Origin of the sequence: Niveibacterium sp. 24ML (assembly GCF_026586805.1) — a bacterium.
In the GTDB taxonomy this organism is placed as follows: domain Bacteria; phylum Pseudomonadota; class Gammaproteobacteria; order Burkholderiales; family Rhodocyclaceae; genus Niveibacterium.
In genome coordinates this window covers 12861-32021 of record NZ_JAPFHA010000025.1, presented here as the reverse complement: position 1 = coordinate 32021, position 19161 = coordinate 12861, and the positions used below count along the sequence as shown (strand labels likewise).

Annotated in this window: 14 protein-coding genes; 7 read left to right on the top strand and 7 right to left on the bottom strand. The window is 64.3% G+C overall.

Annotation, left to right across the window (positions count from 1 at the left end):
• The first annotated feature begins 51 nt into the window (after positions 1-51).
• Positions 52-1956 (top strand): ATP-binding cassette domain-containing protein, encoded by a 1905-nt coding sequence (locus OPU71_RS17885; protein ID WP_267729428.1) that lies wholly within the window; start codon positions 52-54, stop codon positions 1954-1956.
• A gap of 105 nt (positions 1957-2061) precedes the next feature.
• A complete protein-coding gene (locus OPU71_RS17880; protein ID WP_267729427.1) occupies positions 2062-2808 on the top strand; it encodes a transporter in 747 nt (248 codons plus the stop codon).
• A gap of 141 nt (positions 2809-2949) precedes the next feature.
• Here OPU71_RS17880 and OPU71_RS17875 read toward each other — a convergent pair whose 3' ends face one another.
• Positions 2950-4449, bottom strand: coding sequence for a M48 family metallopeptidase (locus tag OPU71_RS17875; protein WP_267729426.1), 1500 nt, complete (start codon positions 4447-4449; stop codon positions 2950-2952).
• 191 nt (positions 4450-4640) lie between these two features.
• Here OPU71_RS17875 and kynB point away from each other — a divergent pair, with 191 nt between their 5' ends.
• Together kynB and kynU are read left to right on the top strand one after the other, a co-directional pair.
• On the top strand, positions 4641-5276 hold the full coding sequence (kynB, locus tag OPU71_RS17870) for an arylformamidase (RefSeq protein WP_267729425.1): 636 nt from the start codon (positions 4641-4643) through the stop codon (positions 5274-5276).
• Between the two features lie 141 nt (positions 5277-5417).
• The gene (kynU, locus tag OPU71_RS17865) at positions 5418-6680 is read left to right on the top strand and encodes a kynureninase (protein WP_267729424.1); all 1263 of its coding nucleotides are present in this window, start codon (positions 5418-5420) and stop codon (positions 6678-6680) included.
• A gap of 346 nt (positions 6681-7026) precedes the next feature.
• Here the strand turns inward: kynU and OPU71_RS17860 are convergent, their stop codons facing one another.
• The 5 genes from OPU71_RS17860 to OPU71_RS17840 all read right to left on the bottom strand — a co-directional run bounded on the left by OPU71_RS17860 (position 7027) and on the right by OPU71_RS17840 (position 11981).
• Positions 7027-7830, bottom strand: coding sequence for a substrate-binding periplasmic protein (locus OPU71_RS17860; protein WP_267729423.1), 804 nt, complete (start codon positions 7828-7830; stop codon positions 7027-7029).
• Between the two features lie 64 nt (positions 7831-7894).
• Positions 7895-9310, bottom strand: a complete 1416-nt coding sequence (locus OPU71_RS17855; RefSeq protein ID WP_267729422.1) for an efflux transporter outer membrane subunit — start codon at positions 9308-9310, stop codon at positions 7895-7897.
• Position 9311: 1 nt separating this feature from the next.
• Entirely contained in the window at positions 9312-10448 is a 1137-nt protein-coding gene (locus OPU71_RS17850) for an HlyD family secretion protein (RefSeq protein ID WP_267729421.1), read from the bottom strand.
• Positions 10448-10990 (bottom strand): DUF3302 domain-containing protein, encoded by a 543-nt coding sequence (locus OPU71_RS17845; protein WP_267729420.1) that lies wholly within the window; start codon positions 10988-10990, stop codon positions 10448-10450. Before OPU71_RS17845 ends, OPU71_RS17850 begins: the two co-directional genes overlap by 1 nt.
• A gap of 127 nt (positions 10991-11117) precedes the next feature.
• The gene (locus tag OPU71_RS17840) at positions 11118-11981 is read right to left on the bottom strand and encodes an HDOD domain-containing protein (protein WP_267729419.1); all 864 of its coding nucleotides are present in this window, start codon (positions 11979-11981) and stop codon (positions 11118-11120) included.
• Positions 11982-12149: 168 nt separating this feature from the next.
• Here OPU71_RS17840 and OPU71_RS17835 point away from each other — a divergent pair, with 168 nt between their 5' ends.
• The 3 genes from OPU71_RS17835 to OPU71_RS17825 all read left to right on the top strand — a co-directional run bounded on the left by OPU71_RS17835 (position 12150) and on the right by OPU71_RS17825 (position 16276).
• On the top strand, positions 12150-13145 hold the full coding sequence (locus OPU71_RS17835) for an oxidoreductase (RefSeq protein ID WP_267729418.1): 996 nt from the start codon (positions 12150-12152) through the stop codon (positions 13143-13145).
• A 22-nt stretch (positions 13146-13167) separates the two neighbouring features.
• Complete coding sequence (locus OPU71_RS17830; protein WP_267729417.1) at positions 13168-14289, top strand: response regulator; 1122 nt, start codon at positions 13168-13170, stop codon at positions 14287-14289.
• A gap of 91 nt (positions 14290-14380) precedes the next feature.
• On the top strand, positions 14381-16276 hold the full coding sequence (locus OPU71_RS17825) for a propionate--CoA ligase (protein WP_267729416.1): 1896 nt from the start codon (positions 14381-14383) through the stop codon (positions 16274-16276).
• Positions 16277-16342: 66 nt separating this feature from the next.
• On the opposite strand, the gene OPU71_RS17820 is transcribed toward OPU71_RS17825, so the two are convergent.
• On the bottom strand, positions 16343-19075 hold the full coding sequence (locus OPU71_RS17820; protein ID WP_267729415.1) for an alpha-amylase family glycosyl hydrolase: 2733 nt from the start codon (positions 19073-19075) through the stop codon (positions 16343-16345).
• Positions 19076-19161: the final 86 nt, after the last annotated feature.

Sequence of the window (19161 nt, the reverse complement as noted above, 5' to 3'; positions counted from 1 at the left end):
GCAGCCAAGCCGGTAGAATCACGCCCTTCCTTGTACTGCCCGGATGTTGCGATGCCTCTGCTGACCCTTGATGCTGCCTGCCTTGCCTTTGGCGATGTGGCCCTGCTGGACCATGCCGAACTGGTGCTGGAGCCGGGCGAACGCGTTGCGCTGATTGGCCGCAACGGCGCCGGCAAGTCGAGCCTGATGCGCACCCTGGCCGGCATGGCCAAGCTCGACGACGGCATCGTCTGGCGCCAGCCGGGGCTCAAGGTTGCCTACGTCTCGCAAGAGCCGGATTTCGACCTCGATCGCGACGTATTCGCCACCGTGGCCGATGGCGTGGGCGATGCGGCGCGGCTGATCGCGGCCTACCACGTCTGTGCGCAAGAGGTTGCGCATGGCGACGAGGCGGCGCTGATGCGGCTGGAGGAGCTGCAGCACGCGCTTGAGGCCAGCAACGGCTGGACGCTGCACCACAAGGTCGAGCAGGTGATTGACCGGCTCAAGCTCGATGGCACGGTCAAGGTTTCAAGCCTCTCCGGCGGGGGCGTCAAGCGCGTGGCGTTGGCGCGCGCGCTGGCCGGTGAGCCCGACCTGCTGCTGCTCGACGAGCCGACCAACCACCTGGATATCGACGCGATCGGCTGGCTTGAAGATCTGATCCGCTCTTTCCGCGGTGGCGTGGTGGTGATCACTCACGACCGCGCCTTCATGGACGCGGTGTCGACCCGCATCGTCGAACTCGATCGCGGGCGCCTGGGCAGCTTCCCCGGCTCATTCTCTGAATATCAGCAGCGCAAGGCCGATCTGTTGGTGATCGAAGCCAAGGCGGCGGCCGATTTCGACAAGATCCTCGCCCAGGAAGAGGTGTGGATTCGTAAGGGCATCGAAGCACGCCGTACCCGCAACGAAGGCCGCGTGCGCCGCCTCGAAGACCTGCGTCGCCAGCGCGCGGCGCGGCGCGATCGCATCGGCAACGTCAGCCTGCAACTCGATCGCGGCGAGCAGAGCGGCCAACTGGTTGCCGAACTCACCAACGTGACCAAGCGCTTTGGCGACAAGGTGGTGATCCGCGAATTCTCGACTCGCCTGATGCGCGGCGATCGCATCGGCCTGATCGGCCCCAACGGCGCCGGCAAGACCACGCTGCTCAAACTGATCCTCGGTGATCTGGAGGCAGACGAAGGCCAAATCCGCCGCGGCACCAAGCAGCAAATCGCTTACTTCGACCAGTTCCGCACCCAGCTCGATCCGGAAGCCTCACTGACCGATGTGATCAGCCCGGGCAGCGACTGGGTCGAGATCGGCAAGACGCGCAAGCACGTGATCGGCTACCTCGAAGATTTCCTCTTCTCGCCGCAGCGCGCGCGCTCGCCGGTGAAATCGCTCTCGGGCGGCGAGCGCAACCGCTTGCTGCTCGCGCGCCTGTTCGCGCAGCCGGCGAACATTCTGGTGCTCGACGAGCCGACCAACGATCTGGACGTCGAAACGCTGGAACTGCTCGAACAACTGCTGGCCGAATACGACGGCACCATCTTCCTGGTCAGCCACGACCGGCTCTTCCTCGACAACGTCGTGACGCAGACGATCGCCTACGAAGGCGATGGCCGCTGGGGTGAATACGCCGGTGGCTACTACGACTGGAAGCGGGTGCGCGAAGCGGCATCGGCCGCCAGCCAGGCAGCAGCCAAGGAGGTGGCGAAACCCGCCCCCAAACCCGCGCCTGAAGCCAAGCCCGCGGCGCGTCCGAACAAACTCTCGTTCAATGAAAAGCGCGAGCTGGAGCAGCTGCCCGGCAAGATCGCGCAGCTGGAGAACGAACAGGCCAGCCTGCAGCAGCAACTGGCTGACCCCGGCATCTACAAGTCGCAGCCCGAGAACGTGCCGCGCTTCAACCAGCGGCTGGAGGAGATCGAGCTTGAACTGCTCAGCCTGCTTGAGCGCTGGGAGTCGCTTGAAGGCAAATCGGCGTGATTGGCGGCTAATGAGAATTAATCGCATGTAATTTATCTACGTCAAGTTCTGGTTGAGGCTGCCGTTGTTACCTTCGGTGCCTGACCAAGCAACCGGATGACGTCGATGCCAAAACGCCTTGCTTTGCTTTTCTGCCTGCCGGGCATTGCCCTCGCAGCGCACCCCCTTAGCTCTGACGATGCCGGTACCCAAGGTGCTGGTGCGTGGCAGCTTGAGCTCAATGCGGACTACCTGCACGAACCGGAGACCCGCACGCAGCAGCGGTTCGCCAACCTGACGCTGAGCACCGGCCTGAGCGATTCGTTTGACCTCTTCGTCAACGGGACGGCCTTGCGCAGCGAAGCGGAAGCCGAGGGCGGCAACGCCGCCGTGGCGCGTGGCGCGGGCGATGCCAGCCTGGGCGCCAAGTGGCGCTGGTTCGAGAACGATGACATTGCCCTGGCGCTCAAGGCCAGCGCGAACCTGCCAACCGGCGACGCAGAACGCGGGCTTGGCAATGGTCTGCCGTACTACTCGGGCGCCGCGATTGTCAGCGTCGAGGTGGGCGAGTGGACTTTGATGGCCAACGCAGTGGGCCTCTACTTCACGGGCGATGTGGATGATCAGCGCAAGTGGCAGTGGGCCCTGTCGACCGCCGCCGCCTACCAGCTCAGCGACGCTTGGCAGCTGGTGGGAGAGGTGGTCGCCTACTCCGGTGATGCGCCGGATTCAGTGGGCAATGCGGGGCTGCTGACACTGGGTGCAATCTATCGCGTGCTGCCAACCCTGGATCTGGATGTGGGGTATCGGCGTGGCCTGATGGATTCGGCCGTCGACCACGGCTTGGGGGCAGGGCTTGCCTTCCGCTGGTGAGCGATCTGGTCCGAGCTCACGGGATTCTTGAGTAGCCCGGTGTCTTGCCGCCTGCGTTTGCGGCCAAGCGGCGCACGCTCTGGCCGCCGTACGATGCCGTGAGCTGTCTTGAAGCGGCACGGCAGTGGAGCGGCTAGGGGCTCAGTCCGCCATGATGCGTTCGTAGCGCTCGTGCCACTCTTTTGCCAAGGCCTCGTTGCCGATCTGCTCGTACAGGTGTGCCACACGCCAGGTGGCTTCCGCGATGATGTCGCCGTCGCGATCCATTGCCAGGTTGAAGTACTTCACCGCCGCGTCGTCGCCGGCTTCGGCGAGTAATCGGCCTGCCGCCATCGCGGTCTCGGCACTGCCACCCGCTTGCTCTGCCGCGTCGCGCAGCAGGGGCAGGGCTTCGTCCTTGCGATCGAGCGTGAGCATCGCCAGTGCAAAGCGGTTCTTGTCTTCCAGTTTGAGCGTGCGCGGATCGCTGCCTGCGAAGCGATCGATCACCATCTGCGCGGCCTGTACCTTGTTGTGGCGTTCGCGCCAGTCCGCTTCGGTGCGGCGCAGCCAGGCGGCATCCAGATCGGCGGTGATCGACCCCAGCGCGTCGCGCAACAGCACCTGTGCCGCCGAGTGAGCTGGCTGCGCTGGCACCACCGGCTTGACGCGCAGTGCCTCAAGGCGGTCCCGCAGGCAGGGGTGGGTATCGTCGTAAGTGGTGCGCTTGGCCAGCGCTTCCCACATCCAGGTCTTGAAGTCCGCCGAGTCGCCCGCCACGCGTAGCGCCATGCGCAGGCTGGCATGTGGCAAGAAGCCAGGCCGCGGCTGGTGGTCGGCCTGCGCATACAGGCCCGGCCAGAAGGTTTCGCTCATGAAACGCCCCTTGACGCTGGCCGCTACCAGGGCCGCACCCATGGTGCTGCGCCCGACAAAATGCGCGGCGGCGCGGTCAGCTTCGTATTCCTGCTGACGCGCGAGCACAAAGCTGTACGCATTGAACCAGGGGAAGTACCAGCGGAAGAAGCGGGTGAAGAGCTTGTCAAACCAGCCGTCTTCCTCTGAGAACGCAGTGGCCAGGCGCATCCAGACCAGGCGCGTGCGGTAGATCCAGGCGCCCGACTTGCCGTGTGCGCCGGAGAGGTGGCCGTACTCGTGCGCCACGACGGCCGCGAATTCCTTGGGTGAGAGTGCCTGCATCAACGGCAGGCCCACGGTGAGGGTGTTGCGGTACCAGCCCAGCACGCCCAGCCGCGGCGTCTGGACGATCGACGCGTTAAATTCGTCATCGACAATGATTTCGTGGATCTGCGGGCCCGGTTGTTTGGCGCGCAGCTTGTCGATCAGGCGCCAAAGATGGGGCGCCTCGTCGCGGCCGATCCGGCGGCCTTTTGGCGGGTCGAGCCGCACCCACAGGCCGCGCACAACCAGCGCCGTCGACACAATGGAAAACAGCGCCAGCTTGCCGCCGATGAACGGCTGGTGGGCCAACACCAGCGCGATCCCGCCGATCACACCGGCTACGCAGAGCGCGAGCATGCCCACCGCGTAGGCGTAGCCCAGCGTCGCCAACGCCTTGACCCGAAACCGATAGCGCTCGGGCGCAATGTCGCATTCGCGCTCAAGGCGCGCGACAAGGTGGCGAAAATCGGTTTCGGTCATCAGGGAACTCATTGATCAGGCAGCGAAATTGCATTATCCGATAGAAACGCAAAATGTGGTTTCGCATGATGAGACTTGGCGTGGCGTTGCAGCGTGGCATTTTTCTCGCTGCGCATGACCTGGCATCGGCGCACCGCTAGACTGCAGGCTCGCAACTTGATGGAGCCGGCCGAACAGGCCGGCCATTGCCCATGACAGCGCCCCGCCTGTGGGACATTTCCCCGCCCGTTTCTGCCGCGACGCCGGTCTTTCCCGGCGATACCCCGTTTTCCCAAGCCTGGACCTGGCAGCTCGGGCTCGACAGCCCGGTTAACGTCAGCACGCTCACGCTTTCACCGCACACCGGCGCGCATGCCGATGCACCCCTGCATTACGACCCGCAAGGGGCGGCGATTGGTGCTGTGCCGCTTGATGCTTATCTCGGGCCCTGTCGTGTGATCCACGCGATCGGCCGTCGTGCGTTGATCACGCCGGATCTGTTGGCACCGCAGCTCATCGATACCCCGCCGCGCGTGCTGGTGCGCACCCGTTTTCGTGCTGCGGTGGAGGCATGGGATCCGATCTTCACCGCCTTGGCGCCCGAGACCATCGACTTGCTTGCAGAGTTGGGCGTGAAGCTGGTCGGCATCGATACGCCCTCGATAGACCCCGAGCAATCGAAAACGCTCGATAGCCATCAGCGCGTGCGCGCGCACGGCATGGCGGTGCTCGAATGTCTCGTGCTCGATGAGGTGGCGGCGGGTGACTACGAACTGATCGCGCTGCCGCTGAAACTGGTCACTGCCGACGCCAGTCCGGTGCGCGCGGTGCTGCGGGCGCTGGCGTGATTGGCGCTGCGGCGTTTCATGACGCGCTGTGGTTCACCTCGAAGGCACGAAGCACCACAAAGAGACCCAGACTCAAACAAGAAATCGCTTTTCTTCGCGGCCCTTTGTGCACCTTTGTGCCTTTGTGGTGAAGGGGGTTGAATGATTTCCCGTGATGATTGCTTGAAGCGTGACGCCGCCGACCCGCTCGCGCCCTTGCGCGAACAGTTCTCGCTGCCGGCGGGCGTGATCTACCTCGATGGCAATTCGCTCGGCCCGCTGCCACGCGCCACGCCCGAGCGCCTGGCGGCGGTGATCCGCGGCGAGTGGGGGGCTGATCTGATCAAGAGCTGGAACAGCGCCGGCTGGATCGATCTGCCGGCGGATGTCGGCGACCAGATCGCGCCGCTGGTCGGCGCTGGTGCCGGCGAGCTGATCGCAGCGGATTCGACTTCGGTGAATCTTTTCAAGGTGCTCGCCGCCGCGCTGCGCATCGTTGGCGAAGCCGACCCGGCGCGCTGCGAGATCGTTTCGGAGCGGGACAACTTCCCGACCGATCTCTACATCGTGCAGGGCTTGTCGGAGCTGGTCGGCGGCCGTTACACGTTGCGCCTCGTCGATTCGGCGGACGAGATTCCGGCGGCGTTGGGGCCGAAAACCGCGCTGCTGATGCTTACCCAGGTGAACTACCGCACCGGCGCGCTGCACGACATGGCGGCGCTGTCGGCGGCCGCGCACACCGCCGGTGCGCTGACGGTGTGGGATCTGGCGCACTCGGCCGGCGCGCTGCCGGTGGCCTTGAATGAGGATGGCGCCGATTTCGCGATCGGCTGCGGCTACAAGTACCTCAACGGTGGGCCGGGCGCGCCCGCTTTCGTGTGGGTGGCGCCGCGCCATGTCGACCGCTTCCGCCAGCCCTTGTCCGGCTGGATGGGGCACGCGAGGCCCTTCGACTTCGTGCCCGGTTACGAGGCGGGCGAGGGCGTGGCGCGCTACCTGTGCGGTACGCCATCCATCCTCGCCATGAGTGCGCTCGAATGCGGCGTGGAAACCCTGCTCGCCGCCGAGCCCTACGGCGGCATGGTTGCTCTGCGGGCCAAGTCACTCGCACTGACCGAACTGTTCATCGAACGGGTCGAGGCGCGCTGCGCAGGCAAGGGGCTCACCCTGGTGACGCCGCGCGAGGCGGCGCGTCGCGGTTCGCAGGTGAGTTTCGCCTTCGATTCGGCGTGGCCGGTATGTCAGGCGCTGATCGCGCGCGGGGTGATCGGCGACTTCCGGGCGCCGGACATCCTGCGCTTCGGCTTTGCGCCGCTCTACATCCGCTTCACCGACGTGTGGGATGCGGCCGAGGCGCTGGCGGCGGTGCTGGAGACCGGTGAGTGGCTGGAAGCCCGCTTTGCCGAACGCAGTGCGGTGACCTGAACACGGGCCGAACCACAAAGAGCACCAGGATGCGCAAGGATCGCTAAGGAAAGCGGGCGCTTTGTGGCCCTTTGCTTTTCTTCGCGCCTGTGCGGTGAGGGGCTTCAACCTGGCCGGAGCGGGTCGAGGTTTGTTTTTCCGTTGGGCCGGTACCGCACGGCGGACGCGCTGGTCGAGGCGTCCCGAGCTTCTATGAAACCCCGCCCGACGGCTCAGGAGCCGGAGAGATATGCGAGCAGCGGGTTGATGTGGAGGACCGCGTCCAGTTCTGGTGTTGAACTTCTTACCTGAGCGCTTCGCGGTGCTAAGCGAATTGCGGCAGCGTCAGGTGCCGTGACGATGGCGATCAGAAGTCGACCGCACGCTGAGCCAGTGGTGCAGACATGTGTCTGCGCGCAAGGCGTTCAAGCGTGCCATCCTGCTTCATTTTGCCAAGCGTTTCGGCGAAGCGTTCAGCAAGCTGCGGCCCGATCTGTGTCCTGGAAAGCACGAGCCCCGCGGGCACGAACGGCGCCCCGGCATCCAGCAAACGCATGCCATGGACGACGGTGCCACGGGTGAAGTAGTAGTCCCACGCGGCTTCGCGCACGATGGCAGTGTCGACGCGGCCGGCGGCGAGCAATCGCAGGCCCGCCTCTTCGTCGCCCGAGTCGGACAGACGCTGTGACTGCGCCAGCGCTTCGATCCAGGCGTCAAAGGGTGGCCCGTAGCGGTACCCGCGTGTGGCGGCCAGCGTCAGGTGGGGTGATGCCAGCGCCTCCGTGCCGGACTGCGGCGCATCGGGGGCGCCATCGCGGATCACCAGCATGTTGCGGGTTTGCATGTACGGGAAGATGTACGCGATGCGTTCGCGTTCGGGGGTCCGGATGCCGGACACCGTCAGATCGAGCTTGCCGGCGTTGATCGCCGTCCAGATCCGGATTCTTGAGTCAAATACCGCTTCGAACTGACAGCCGGTGCGGCGCCCCAGTTCGTCGACGACGTCTTTGTCGAGTCCGCGCCAGGCAGGGTCGCCCGCAATTTGATAGTAGAGCGGCGGGATCGGGTAGAAGCCCACGCGCAGCGGGCGCGAACAGGTGTCCAGCGGCGTGCCGCCTGCGCTGCCAGAGAGCAGGACAAAGAGTGCGCTTGCAATCAGTTTGGTCTGCATGACAGCAATAACGACGGTGGCGCTCAATTGCTTGAGCGCCACCGTCGCAGAGAATGCCAAACAATTACCGCGTGCTGGCGGGCGCGGCCGATGCAGCGAAATCGCCGCCCAGCGCAAGGTGCAGGTTCACCCTTTGAACCAGGGTTTCACTTTGCAGGCGAAGCAACTCGCCCTGTGCGCCGAGCAGTCCAAGTTCTTCGTTGATTACCGCGCGCATGTCGCCCGAGCCCACTTTCAAGCGTGTCTGCGCCAGTTGTACCTGCCGCTGGTTTTCGCTGAGTTTGCGTTCGGCGAGAGGTTTGCGTGCGGCCAGCGCGATATTGCTGGCGAGCGCGTTTTCCACGTCTGCGAACGCGCGCTGCCCGGTGGAGGCGTAGCTTGCAACGGCGCTCTTCTGTTCGGCAGTGCGTACGTCAACCTGGGCTTGCAGGGTACCGCCGGTGAAGATCGGTACCAGCAGGCCCGCGCCGAAGCTCCAGACCGGGTTGTTGCGCTCTTGCAGCACAAACAGCGAGCTATCGATCGAATTGACTCCGGCAGTCAGCTTGATGGCCGGCAGCCGTGCGGCCTTGGCCTCTTCGGTGCGGTAGAAGCTCGATGCCACGCGGCGTTCGGCGGCGATCACGTCTGGCCGGCGTTCAAGCAATTCCGATGGCAGCCCGGCCGGGATATCCGGCGGCAGCGTGGCAAGCCGGCTGGGGGCTTCGAGCTCGGCAGCCGGGTAGCGCCCGACGAGCACCTCGATTGCCCGCAAGGATTGCGATTCGGTCAGCTTCAGTTGTGCAACGGCGTCGCGCCGTGCGGCGAGTGCTTCCCGCGCGCCCGACACCGCAGTGTCATCGGTGTTGCCGACACGCTTGCGGGTTTCTTCGAGCGAGAGCAGCTTCTCGGTGGCAGTGACTGATTGCTCTGCCAGCTGCCGCTGCTGGCGCGCTTCGCTGGCGAGGAACCAGGCGCGGGCAACCGATGCGGCAATCGTCTGCCGCGCCCAGGCATAGTCGGCCTCGGTGGCGTCGTACTGCGCCCGCGCGGCAGCCTGCTCCGAGCGAACGCGGCCCCAGAGATCAAGTTCCCAATTCACGGTGAGCATGCCACCGGTGAGGCCGCTGCCGTCCGACATTTTTCCGCCGGCCCGGCCGTATGCGCTGACCGAAGGCCACAAGGCGCCGCCCACCGCGGCGACGGTGGCGTTGGCCTGTTCGATGCGTGCCGCGGCAATCTTCAGGTCGGGGTTGTTGCGCAGGGCCTCGTCCACCAGCGCGAGCAGTTGCGGGTCCTGGAAGTTCGCCAGCCAGCCGGCGCTGAAGGTGCCCGATGGCGCGCCAGCCTTCCAGCTTTGTGGCACGGCCGCGGCGGGCAGGGTCTGCTCGCGCAGTTCAGAGGGCTTGGGGGGCGACTTGATCGCGCAGCCGCCCAGTGCCAGCGCGAGCGCCAGCACCAGCGGGGCCTTGCGATGTGCGGAGCGAGTGGGTTTCCGCATGTCAGTGCAGCTTCAGGACAAGGTAGTTGGTGATGGAGCCCACGCGCAGAATGACCTTGCGCAGGATGTGAACCATCTTCGCGTGTTCGGTGTAGATCGCGCCGTGACCGACCGCGCCGGCCGCCAGGAATACGTCGGCGGACTTTGCGTCCATGTCCAGCTTTACCGCAAAGCGGTTGGGCGCTGCCGGTGCCATGCCGGTCTGCGGCAGATTGCCGGACATCGTCATCTGGCCCTGGCCTTGCGCCCACACGATTGAATTGACCTTGGCCTTGAGGATCTCACCCGGCAGCGTCGGCAGGGCAATTTCTGCGTTGTTGCCCGGCTCGACATTGAAGAGTTCGTTCTGGTGGTAGAGCGCGATCACCTGGTATGCGTCTTCCACGAAGACCATCGCCGGCTGCAGCGGCATCGGCACCACCCATGACCCCACGCGCAACTGGTTGTTGATCACCGTGCCGTCGGCCGGGGCGTGCATCGTCGTCTGCGACAACTCCCACTTGGCGTTTTCAAGCTGCGCGCGGATCGCGGCGACCGAGGCCTGTTCGCCATCGACCATGGTGCCGATCTGCTCTTTGATCTGGCGCTCGCTTGCCTGGGCTACGGCCACTTCGGCCTCAAACTGCTTGACGTTCGCTTGTGCCTGCTCAAGATCGAAGCGGTTGCCCGCCTCGGTGCGCACCAGTTCGGTGTATTCGAGCACCCGTTTCTTGGCCAGATCCAGTTGCGAGCTGACGCTGGCGGTCTTGCTGCTGGCGGCTTTCAGTTGCTCGTTCAGGTTCTTGGCGTTGGCGGTGGCGCTGGCCAGTTGCGACTGCAACTGCTTGACGTTTTGCTGGTAGGGCGTGGGGTCGATGCGGAACAGCACATCGCCCTTCTTGAGATGCACGTTGCCTTCCGCCGGGACTTCGATCACGCGGCCACGCACCTGCGGCACGATCTGCACGGTGTATTTGGTCACCCGAACATCGGCCGACGAGGGGGCAACAACGTTAAGTGTGAGGATCAGCGCCGAGAGCCCGACGACCGGGATCGTGCCGACGATGACTTTCGAGGTGGTGTTCCACGGCAGCAGCTTGAACTTGATGAAGATCAGCCAGACGAAGAAGCCATAAATACCTAGGAGGATCGCTTCCATTACGCAGCCCCTCCGGCTGTGACGGCACCCGCCGCGAGCTTGATGCGAAGCGCTTCAAGCTCGCGTGGGAGTTTTCGTTTGGTGGCCATGTATTCGAGCTCTTCACGAATGTGGTTCAGTTCCATGCGCGCCAGTTCCTGATCGGTCTCGGTTTCAAGTTGCTTGACGCGTTCGGCGAAATAGTCGTCGTGCTTGGTGGTGCCGTAAGCCGCCTGGTAGCCCATAGGCTTGGTATAGGCCCACAGCCAGGCCAGGGGCCACAGCAGGCCGCCAAAGACCAGCGACAGCAGGCAAAGCGTGGTGATGCCCTCGGTCTGTGGGTGGTGCTTCTTGTGCGCAATCTTCTCGGGCAGGATGTGAACCAGCCAGAAGGCGACCACCGCTGCCGGCGGCAGGGCAATCAGGATGAACCAGGCGAGGATGGTCGCCGCCTTGTCCTCCAGTTCTGGCGATAAGAGGCTTGCGTGGGCGCAAAACGGGGCGAAAAGTGCCAAGGCGGCGAGCAGGGCACGCAGTGAGCCAGGCAGGCGTGTGATCGACATGCGTCGGTCTCCGGGGGCGTGGGTGAGTCAATCGAATCGGCGCGCGAGCGAAGGGCCGCGGGCCGATCTGCTTTCTAGCATACTTCGATGGCAGTAAACCAAATGCGTGCGGGCGTCTTGCCTTGCCTCAAAGGGGCTCTGCGGGCGGTTCGGCGATAGATAGCACCGGGGCGTCGGGTGGCACGCCGACGCGCTGCATGACATGGCCAATGTCGATCCGCAGCAGATCACTGATGGCGCGGAAGTCGTCTGGCAGCGCCGGGTCGTTCCAGCCGTTTGCCGCATGGCGCGCAAGGTCACAGGCCAGCGTGACCGTTCTGACCCGAGGATTCTCGGCGTTCGCCGGGTCCATCAGCGTGATCAGCAGTTCCGGCAGATCGTATTCGCGTACCAGGGCGAGTTGGAGATCGGCAATCGATATGCCCATCGTGGACTTCTGTGCAATCGCGCTGCGCATGCCCGGGTTGTTTTTCTGCAGCGCGTAGGCCGCCTGGATCAGTTCTGGCGCAAAACACCAGCAAAGGATCTCGGCGACCTCATGCAGCATTGCGGCCACGGTGATTTCGTCGACATCGATGTCGTGACGCAGCAGCGCCCAGTCGCGGGCATAGTAGGCGGCGCGCTTGGCGCGGTTGATCACCTTGAGCACGCCGAGCAAGGCGCGCGGGTGCGCCGCGAGTTGCTCTTCGATCGTGGGCAGCTTGTCGAAGCGTCGGAAAAAGGGTGTGACGCCGAGCATCATCACGCCGCGCTCGATGGTGGTGATGTCGTGGTTCTGCTGGCGACCGCGGTTGCGCTGAAGGTGGATCATCAGCTTGAGCACCATCAGCGGATCCTGCAGGACGCTGCCGGCGATCTGGCGCGCCGAGATGTTCTCGTCGTCCTCTCTGAGAATGTCGAAGTCTTGCGCTGTCTTCCGCAGCACCGGGAACTCCACGCTGCGCAGGTAGGCGACGTAACTCTTGAGTTCTTTGAACGGTTTGCTGATCATGGTCTCCGACCCTGCTGGCGCCTCAAGGCATTTACGGCACCTGCGCAGCCGGGCTTGAGCCCTTGCGGGGGCTTGCAAGCCCTGAACCCCAAAGTACCCTGCGCTGCGGCGTATAATCGTTCGTTAATGTCAAATAAGTCACGAACTTCGTGGCCTCAGGGGGCGGGGATGAAGTCGTTCAAGGCGTTTCTGATCGAGCAGGATGCTGAGCGCAAGGTCACGGCGGGCTTCCAGACCCTGAGCGAAGACCGCCTCGACAAGGGTGACGTGCTGATCCGTGTCGCCTACTCAAGCATCAACTACAAAGATGCCCTCGCCGCAACAGGCAAGGGCCGCATCATCCGCCGTTACCCCTGCATTGGCGGGATCGATCTCGCTGGCGTCGTTGAGCGCAGCGCGGCCCCGCGCTTCAAGCCTGGCGATCAGGTCATTGCGACCAGCTACGACCTTGGGGTTGCGCACCATGGCGGCTATGCCGAATACGCGCTGGTGCCCGGTGGCTGGGTTCTGCCTTTGCCCGATGGCATGGAGATGCGCCAGGCCATGGCACTGGGGACTGCTGGTTTTACCGCTGCGTTGGGTGTGCAGCGCATGGAAGAGAACGGCCTCAAGCCTGAAAACGGCGCGGTGATCGTGACCGGCGCCACCGGCGGCGTAGGCAGTCTGGCGATCGACATGCTGGCCGGGCGTGGCTACGAGGTGGTGGCGCTGACCGGCAAGCCTGAGCAGGCGGACTGGCTCAAGTCGATTGGCGCTTCGCGGGTGATCCTGCGCAGCGAACTCGATCTGGCAAATATCAAGCCGCTGGATAAAGGTGTCTGGGCTGGTGCCGTAGACAACCTGGGTGGCGACGTGCTCGCGTGGATCATCAGCGGCATGAAACCCTGGGGTACGATCGCCAGCATCGGCCTGGCGGCCAGTACGGATCTGAACACGACGGTCATGCCTTTCATCCTGCGCGGTGCAAGTCTGCTGGGTATTGATTCCGGATACGCACCGGCGGCGATCCGTGAGCGCGTGTGGGCGCGACTGGCGAGCGACCTGCGGCCCCGCCACCTGGACGCCTTGACGCGGGAAGTGGCTTTTGAGACCTTGCCGGCCGAATTTGAGCATTTCATCGCGGGCAAGGCGCATGGCCGCGTTGTTGTCCGAATCGATTCCTGACTTTTCCGGATTCACCCCCGACATGAACCAAGCCCCCGAGCAACACGCCACACAACTGCCCCGAGTGTTGATTGTCGATGATTCGCGCATGGTGCGAGCCTCGCTGATCAAGCAGGTGCGCGCGAACTTCGAAGTGCGCGAAGAGGCCGACGGCGAAGCCGGCTGGCAAACGCTGCTGCTCGATCCGACGATCGAAGTGGTGATTTCCGACATCGGCATGCCGCGGCTCGATGGTTACGGCCTGCTCGAACGCATCCGCACCTCGCGGCTGGCGCGCATCGCGGAACTGCCGGTCATCATCATTTCGGGTGAAGACGAAGAGGAAGCCCGCGTGCGCGCGAAGGATGCGGGCGCGACCGACTTCATCAGCAAGGGCACGCCGACGGTTGAACTGCTCGCCCGCCTTGAAGCGTTGGTAAAACTGGCGCAAACCCGCCGCGATCTGGAAAAGAGCCGCGAGCAACTGGTGCGCAACTACCACGGCGACGTCGCCGTGATGGCGATCGAGATCGACCACTACAACGATCTGTCGGCGCGCTACGGGCACCATGTGGCGCAACTGATTCACCGCAAGATGTCCAAGCTGCTCTCGGCCAAGGTGCGCAAGGAAGACACCGTCGCACATCTGGCCGAAGGCCAGTTCGCGGTGATCTCGCCGTCTGCTGATCTAGATGCCTGCGGTGCCTTCGCACTGCGCTTGCGCCGCGCGATTGAAACGATCGTGATGACCTACAAGGAAGAGCGCATCCGCATCAGCCTCACGATCGGTCTGGCCAGTGCGGGCGGTGATTCGCACATGACGCTTGAAAGCCTGATCGCGCTGGCCGTGCAGCGGGTTCAGGACGGCAAGCTGATGGGCGGCAATACCGTGGTGTCCGATTCGGGCGAAGTCACGCCCGAGAACGTCGGCCGCTTCAGCCGCCTGGCGGTCAGCGTGGATCACGCGCTGACGCAACTGCGCACCGGCCAGACCGACGAAGTGCGCCGCCGCGTGCGCGAGCTGGTCAGCACGATGATGCCGCTGCTCGAATTCATCGACGCCGAGTTCCGCGTCGGCATGCCCTTGGCCCTGCTGGCCGAGCGTGCCAACCTGATCAACATCGAGCGTACCGAGATCGGCGCACCGATCCGCCCGCACCACTGATCAGCCGGCCGCACGTCAGTGCGGTGTAAGGCGCCCCACCGAAAATCCCCTCCCTTGTGAGGGGATTTGTTTTGGTCTTCGGGGGGAGAGCATGACAAGCAGCAAAGCATTCCATCGGCGTTCGATCGAACAGCGCGATGCATTCTGGGCTGAGCAGGCGGAGCTGCTCGACTGGCAGACACCGCCGCAGACGATCTGCGACTTTTCCAAGCCGCCGTTCGCCAAGTGGTTTGTCGGCGGGCGCACCAACCTGTGCCACAACGCGGTGGACCGACATGCCGCCCAGCGGCCGGACGCGCCGGCGCTGGTCTACATCTCGACCGAAACCAACCAGGAACGCACCTACAGCTTCGCCGAACTCAAGCGCGAAGTGGAGCGCATGGCGGCGATCCTGCGGGGGCTCGGGGTGGGGCGTGGCGACCGGGTACTGATCTACATGCCGATGATTGCCGAGTCGGCCTTCGCAATGCTGGCCTGCGCGCGAATCGGCGCGATCCACTCGGTGGTGTTCGGCGGCTTTGCGGCGGGCAGCCTCGCCACCCGTATCGACGATGCGCGGCCCAAGGTGATGGTGACGGCCGATGCCGGCATGCGCGGAGGCAAGGCTGTCCCGTACAAGCACCTGGTGGACGAGGCTTGCCGTCTGGCCGCGAACCCGCCCGAGAAGGTGCTGATCGTCGATCGCGGCATCGATGTCGGCTTCCCGCGTGTTGAAGGGCGCGATCTGGACTACGCCACGTTGCGCGCGCATCACCTGAACGCCGAGCTGCCCTGCGAATGGCTCGAATCGTCGGAGCCTTCGTACATCCTTTACACCTCGGGCACCACCGGCAAGCCCAAGGGCGTGCAGCGCGATACCGGTGGCTACGGCGTGGCACTGGCTGCGTCGATGAAGCACATCTACTGCGGCAACGCAGGCGAAACGATGTTCTCCACCTCCGACATCGGCTGGGTGGTGGGGCATTCCTACATCGTCTACGGCCCGCTGATCGCCGGCATGGCCACGATCATGTTCGAAGGCACGCCGATCAAGCCCGATGCCGGGGTGTGGTGGAGCATTGTCGAGAAGTACAAGGTCAGCGTGATGTTCTCGGCGCCGACCGCGATCCGTGTGCTCAAGAAGCACCCGACCGAGCTGATCCACAAGTACGACCTGAGCAGCCTGCGCAGCCTCTACCTGGCGGGCGAGCCGCTCGACCAGTCAACGCACGAATGGATCATGGGCGAACTCAAGCGCCCGGTGATCGACCACTACTGGCAGACGGAGACCGGCTGGCCGATGCTCTCGGCAATGCCGGGCGTCGAGCAGACGCCGATCAAGTTCGGCTCGCCCAGCTTCCCGGTGTATGGCTTCGATCTGCGCATCTTCCGCGAAGACGGCTCTGAGGCGGGCACCAACGAGAAGGGCGTGGTCGGCGTGATGCCGCCGCTGCCGCCGGGTTGCCTGTCGACCGTTTGGGGCGACGACAAGCGTTTCGTCAGCACCTACTTCACGCTGTTCAAGGAGCCCCAGGTCTACTCCAGCTTCGACTGGGGCATCCGCGACGAAGACGGCTACTACTTCATCCTTGGCCGCACCGATGATGTGATCAACGTGGCGGGCCACCGGCTTGGCACGCGCGAGATCGAAGAAGCGATCCAGGCGCACAGCGCTATCGCCGAGGTTGCGGTGGTGGGGGTGAACGATCAGCTCAAGGGCCAGTTGCCGGTGGCCTTCGCGGTGCTCAAGGATCCGACCCGCAACGACACCGAAGAGAAACGCGCGGCGCTCGAAGCCGAGGTGATGAAGACGGTGGATCAGCAGCTTGGCGCGATTGCGCGGCCGGGCCGGGTGCACTTCGTCACCGGCTTGCCGAAGACGCGTTCGGGCAAGATGCTGCGGCGCTCGATCCAGGCGCTGGCCGAAGGGCGCGATCCGGGGGACTTGACGACGATCGAAGACCCGACCGCGCTCTACCAGATCCGCGCGGCGCTCGGGCTCGACTGAAGGGCACCTTGAATGCAAAACGGCCGGGTAACTGCCCGGCCGTTTCGTTTGAAGCGTGCGGTGAGCTTACTGCTTGGTGAGCACAGTCACTGCGGTGCCCTCGGCGGTGATCGTGCCGCTGACGGTACGCGGGGCGAGCGAACCATCAGACTTCTCTGCCTGCACGGTCCAGTTGCCGGCTGGCAGTGCGTAGGCGTAGTTGTCCGCCGCGTTGTGGATCACCACTGTATCGGTGACACCGCAACCGCTGATCTTGTGCACCACCACGCCGTAACGCGGGCGACTGGTCGCGACGCAGCTGGCGATCTCGTCCCAGGTGGTCAGGCGCAGTGCCTTGGTGGCCTTGCGCACGCTGATCATCTGCTTGTAGTACTTGAAGATGTCGGCGTTGTCGACCTTCCACTGCCAGTTGATCTGGTTGATGCTGTCAGGCGACTTGTAGCTGTTGTGGTCGCCTTGCTTGTCGCGCAGGATCTCTTCGCCCCCGTGCAGGAAGGGGATGCCCTGGCTGCTCAGCACGATGCCGTTGGCAAACTGCTGCACCCGGCGCAGGTAGGGCGAACTGCGTGCCACCCCGTTGGCGTCGGCCCAGAGCAGGATCTTGTCGCGCAGCGCAAGGTTGTCGTGCGCCGAGACGTAGTTGATCGTCTGCTCCGGGTCCATCGCGAACATCGGGTCCCAGGTGTCAATCACGGTGCCGGCGTTCTTGCTGGCGCGGATCGCGCCGCGGCCACCGACTTCGATCCGCCAGGTATCCGGGTTGGTGTTGAAGGCGTAGCAGTCGCCCGCGCCGCAGGCGCCGCTGTCGTTGGCACCCTTGATCGCATCACGGAACTTGGGGTTGAACACGCCGACATGGCTGTTCCAGATCCGCCCCACCGTGCCCAGGCGCACGCGCTGTGCGTCTTTCGGATCGGAGGCAAAACCGTTCCACGGCTCGCCGTAGATCAGCAGGTTGCGGTCGGCGAACTTGGCGTTGAGGTTGTTGGCCCACTTTTCGACTTCGGCGTAGCTGAAGATGCCGATCAGGTCGAAGCGGAAGCCGTCCAGGTTGTATTCGCGCGCCCAGTATTCCAGCGAGTCCTGGATCATGCGGCTGACCATTGGCTGGTCGGCGTCGATCGAGTTGCCGGTGCCGGAAAGATCGGTCGGCGTGTAGTACTTGCTGGTGATCGGTTCGAACATCTCCTTCGCGAAGCTGTGGTTGTAGACCACGTCCATCACGACGCGGATGCCCGCCTTGTGGAATTCATCCACCGTCTGGCGGAATTCGCGCACCCGGTTTTCGTAGTCGAAAGGCGTCAGGGAGTAACGCTCTTCGGGCACGTTGAAGTTGCGCGGGTCGTAGCCCCAGTTGTAGCAGCTCGTGTCGGTGACGATCGGGCAGGAGCCAAAGTCATACACCGGCAGCAACTGGATGTGGGTGACGCCCAGTTCCTTGAGGTGGTCGATGCCGGTCTTGGCGCCCGCCAGCGTGGTGCCGCCTTGCACCATGCCGAGGAACTTGCCGCGCTTTTCAACCGAAACGCCTGAGTTGGCGGCGATCGTGAAGTCGCGTACATGCATCTCGTAGATCACCGCGTCCTCCCGCGCGGCCAGCGGCGGGCGTGGTGCCCAGCCGGCCGGCAGGGCGCTGCGGCTCAGATCCATCACGATGTTGTTGTTGGTGTTCGGCTCGGCCATCTTGCCGTAGGGGTCGCGCACCGATACGCCGTTGATCATGAAGGAGTATTTCTTCAGGCGCTGATCACTGGCCACCGACTTCTGATACACGTCGGTGTAGCCGTTGAAGTCGGCCACGCGGCTCATCGGGTAGGTGACGCCATCAAGGACCAGCTTGACGTCGGTCTTGTCGGGCGACCAGATTGAAAACACCGTCTTGCTGGCCGACCATTCGGCGCCCAGAGTCGTGGATTCGGACGGGGGCAGGGTGCCGCAACTGCTCACCGGCGTGGCGCTGATTGCCTTGGTGTCGCTGTAGAAATCGATCACATAACTCTTCGGGCTGGCCACGGTGTAGTCGGTGGCGGGGAAGGCCTGTGTCCAGTCGCCATAGCGGTCGATCTTGAAGCGCGCGCCGCCGCCTGCATCGCCGCCAGCGAAGTACTGACAGGTCTGGTAACGGGTGCCGCCCATTGCTGTCATCTGCGTCTTGCCCCAGGCGTTGGCCGTGCCGCGGAAGTACCACTGTGGTGCGGCGGCCGGGGTGATCACCGAAAGCGCGCCGCTCAGCGGCGATAGCGCGCCAACCGCGTCGTAGGCTTGCACCGTGTAGCTGTAGCTTGTCGAGGCACTGACAGTGGTGTCGGTGTAGGCGGCGCTGCTGGCGGTGCCGATTTCTGCGCCGTTGCGGAAAACCTTGTAGCCGACCACGCCGACGTTGTCGGTGGAGGCCGTCCAGGTGAGCGCAACGCTGGTCGCCGTGACGGTGCCACTGACCGGTGTGCCGGGCTTGGTGGGGGGGATGATGTCGGCGCCGCAACTGGCGACTTTGGTGACCGTGATGGCGTGGCTGACGCTATCGAAGTCGATCTGGTAGCTGGTATTGGCGCTGACGCCGTAGTCGGTGCCAGGATAGGCTTCCGTCCAGTTGCCGAAGCGGTCGATCTTGAAGCGCGGGCCGCCGTTGGCGTCGCCGCTGGTAAAGGTCTGACAGGTCTGGAACGCGTTGCCGCCCTTGGCGGTCATCGCGGTGGCCGCCCAGGCGTTGGGCGTGCCGCGGAAGAACCAGTCTGCGTTGGCGGTCATTGGCGCGCTTGCCGCGCCCAACAACAGCAGTGCTGCAATCGGTTTGATCACGGGAGTTTCCTCGTGGTGCGTGTCGGTTCGTCGGGCTGGGCGCTGTGGCGGTCTGCTGCTGCGAATCAATCGTCGCCGTCGAGGCC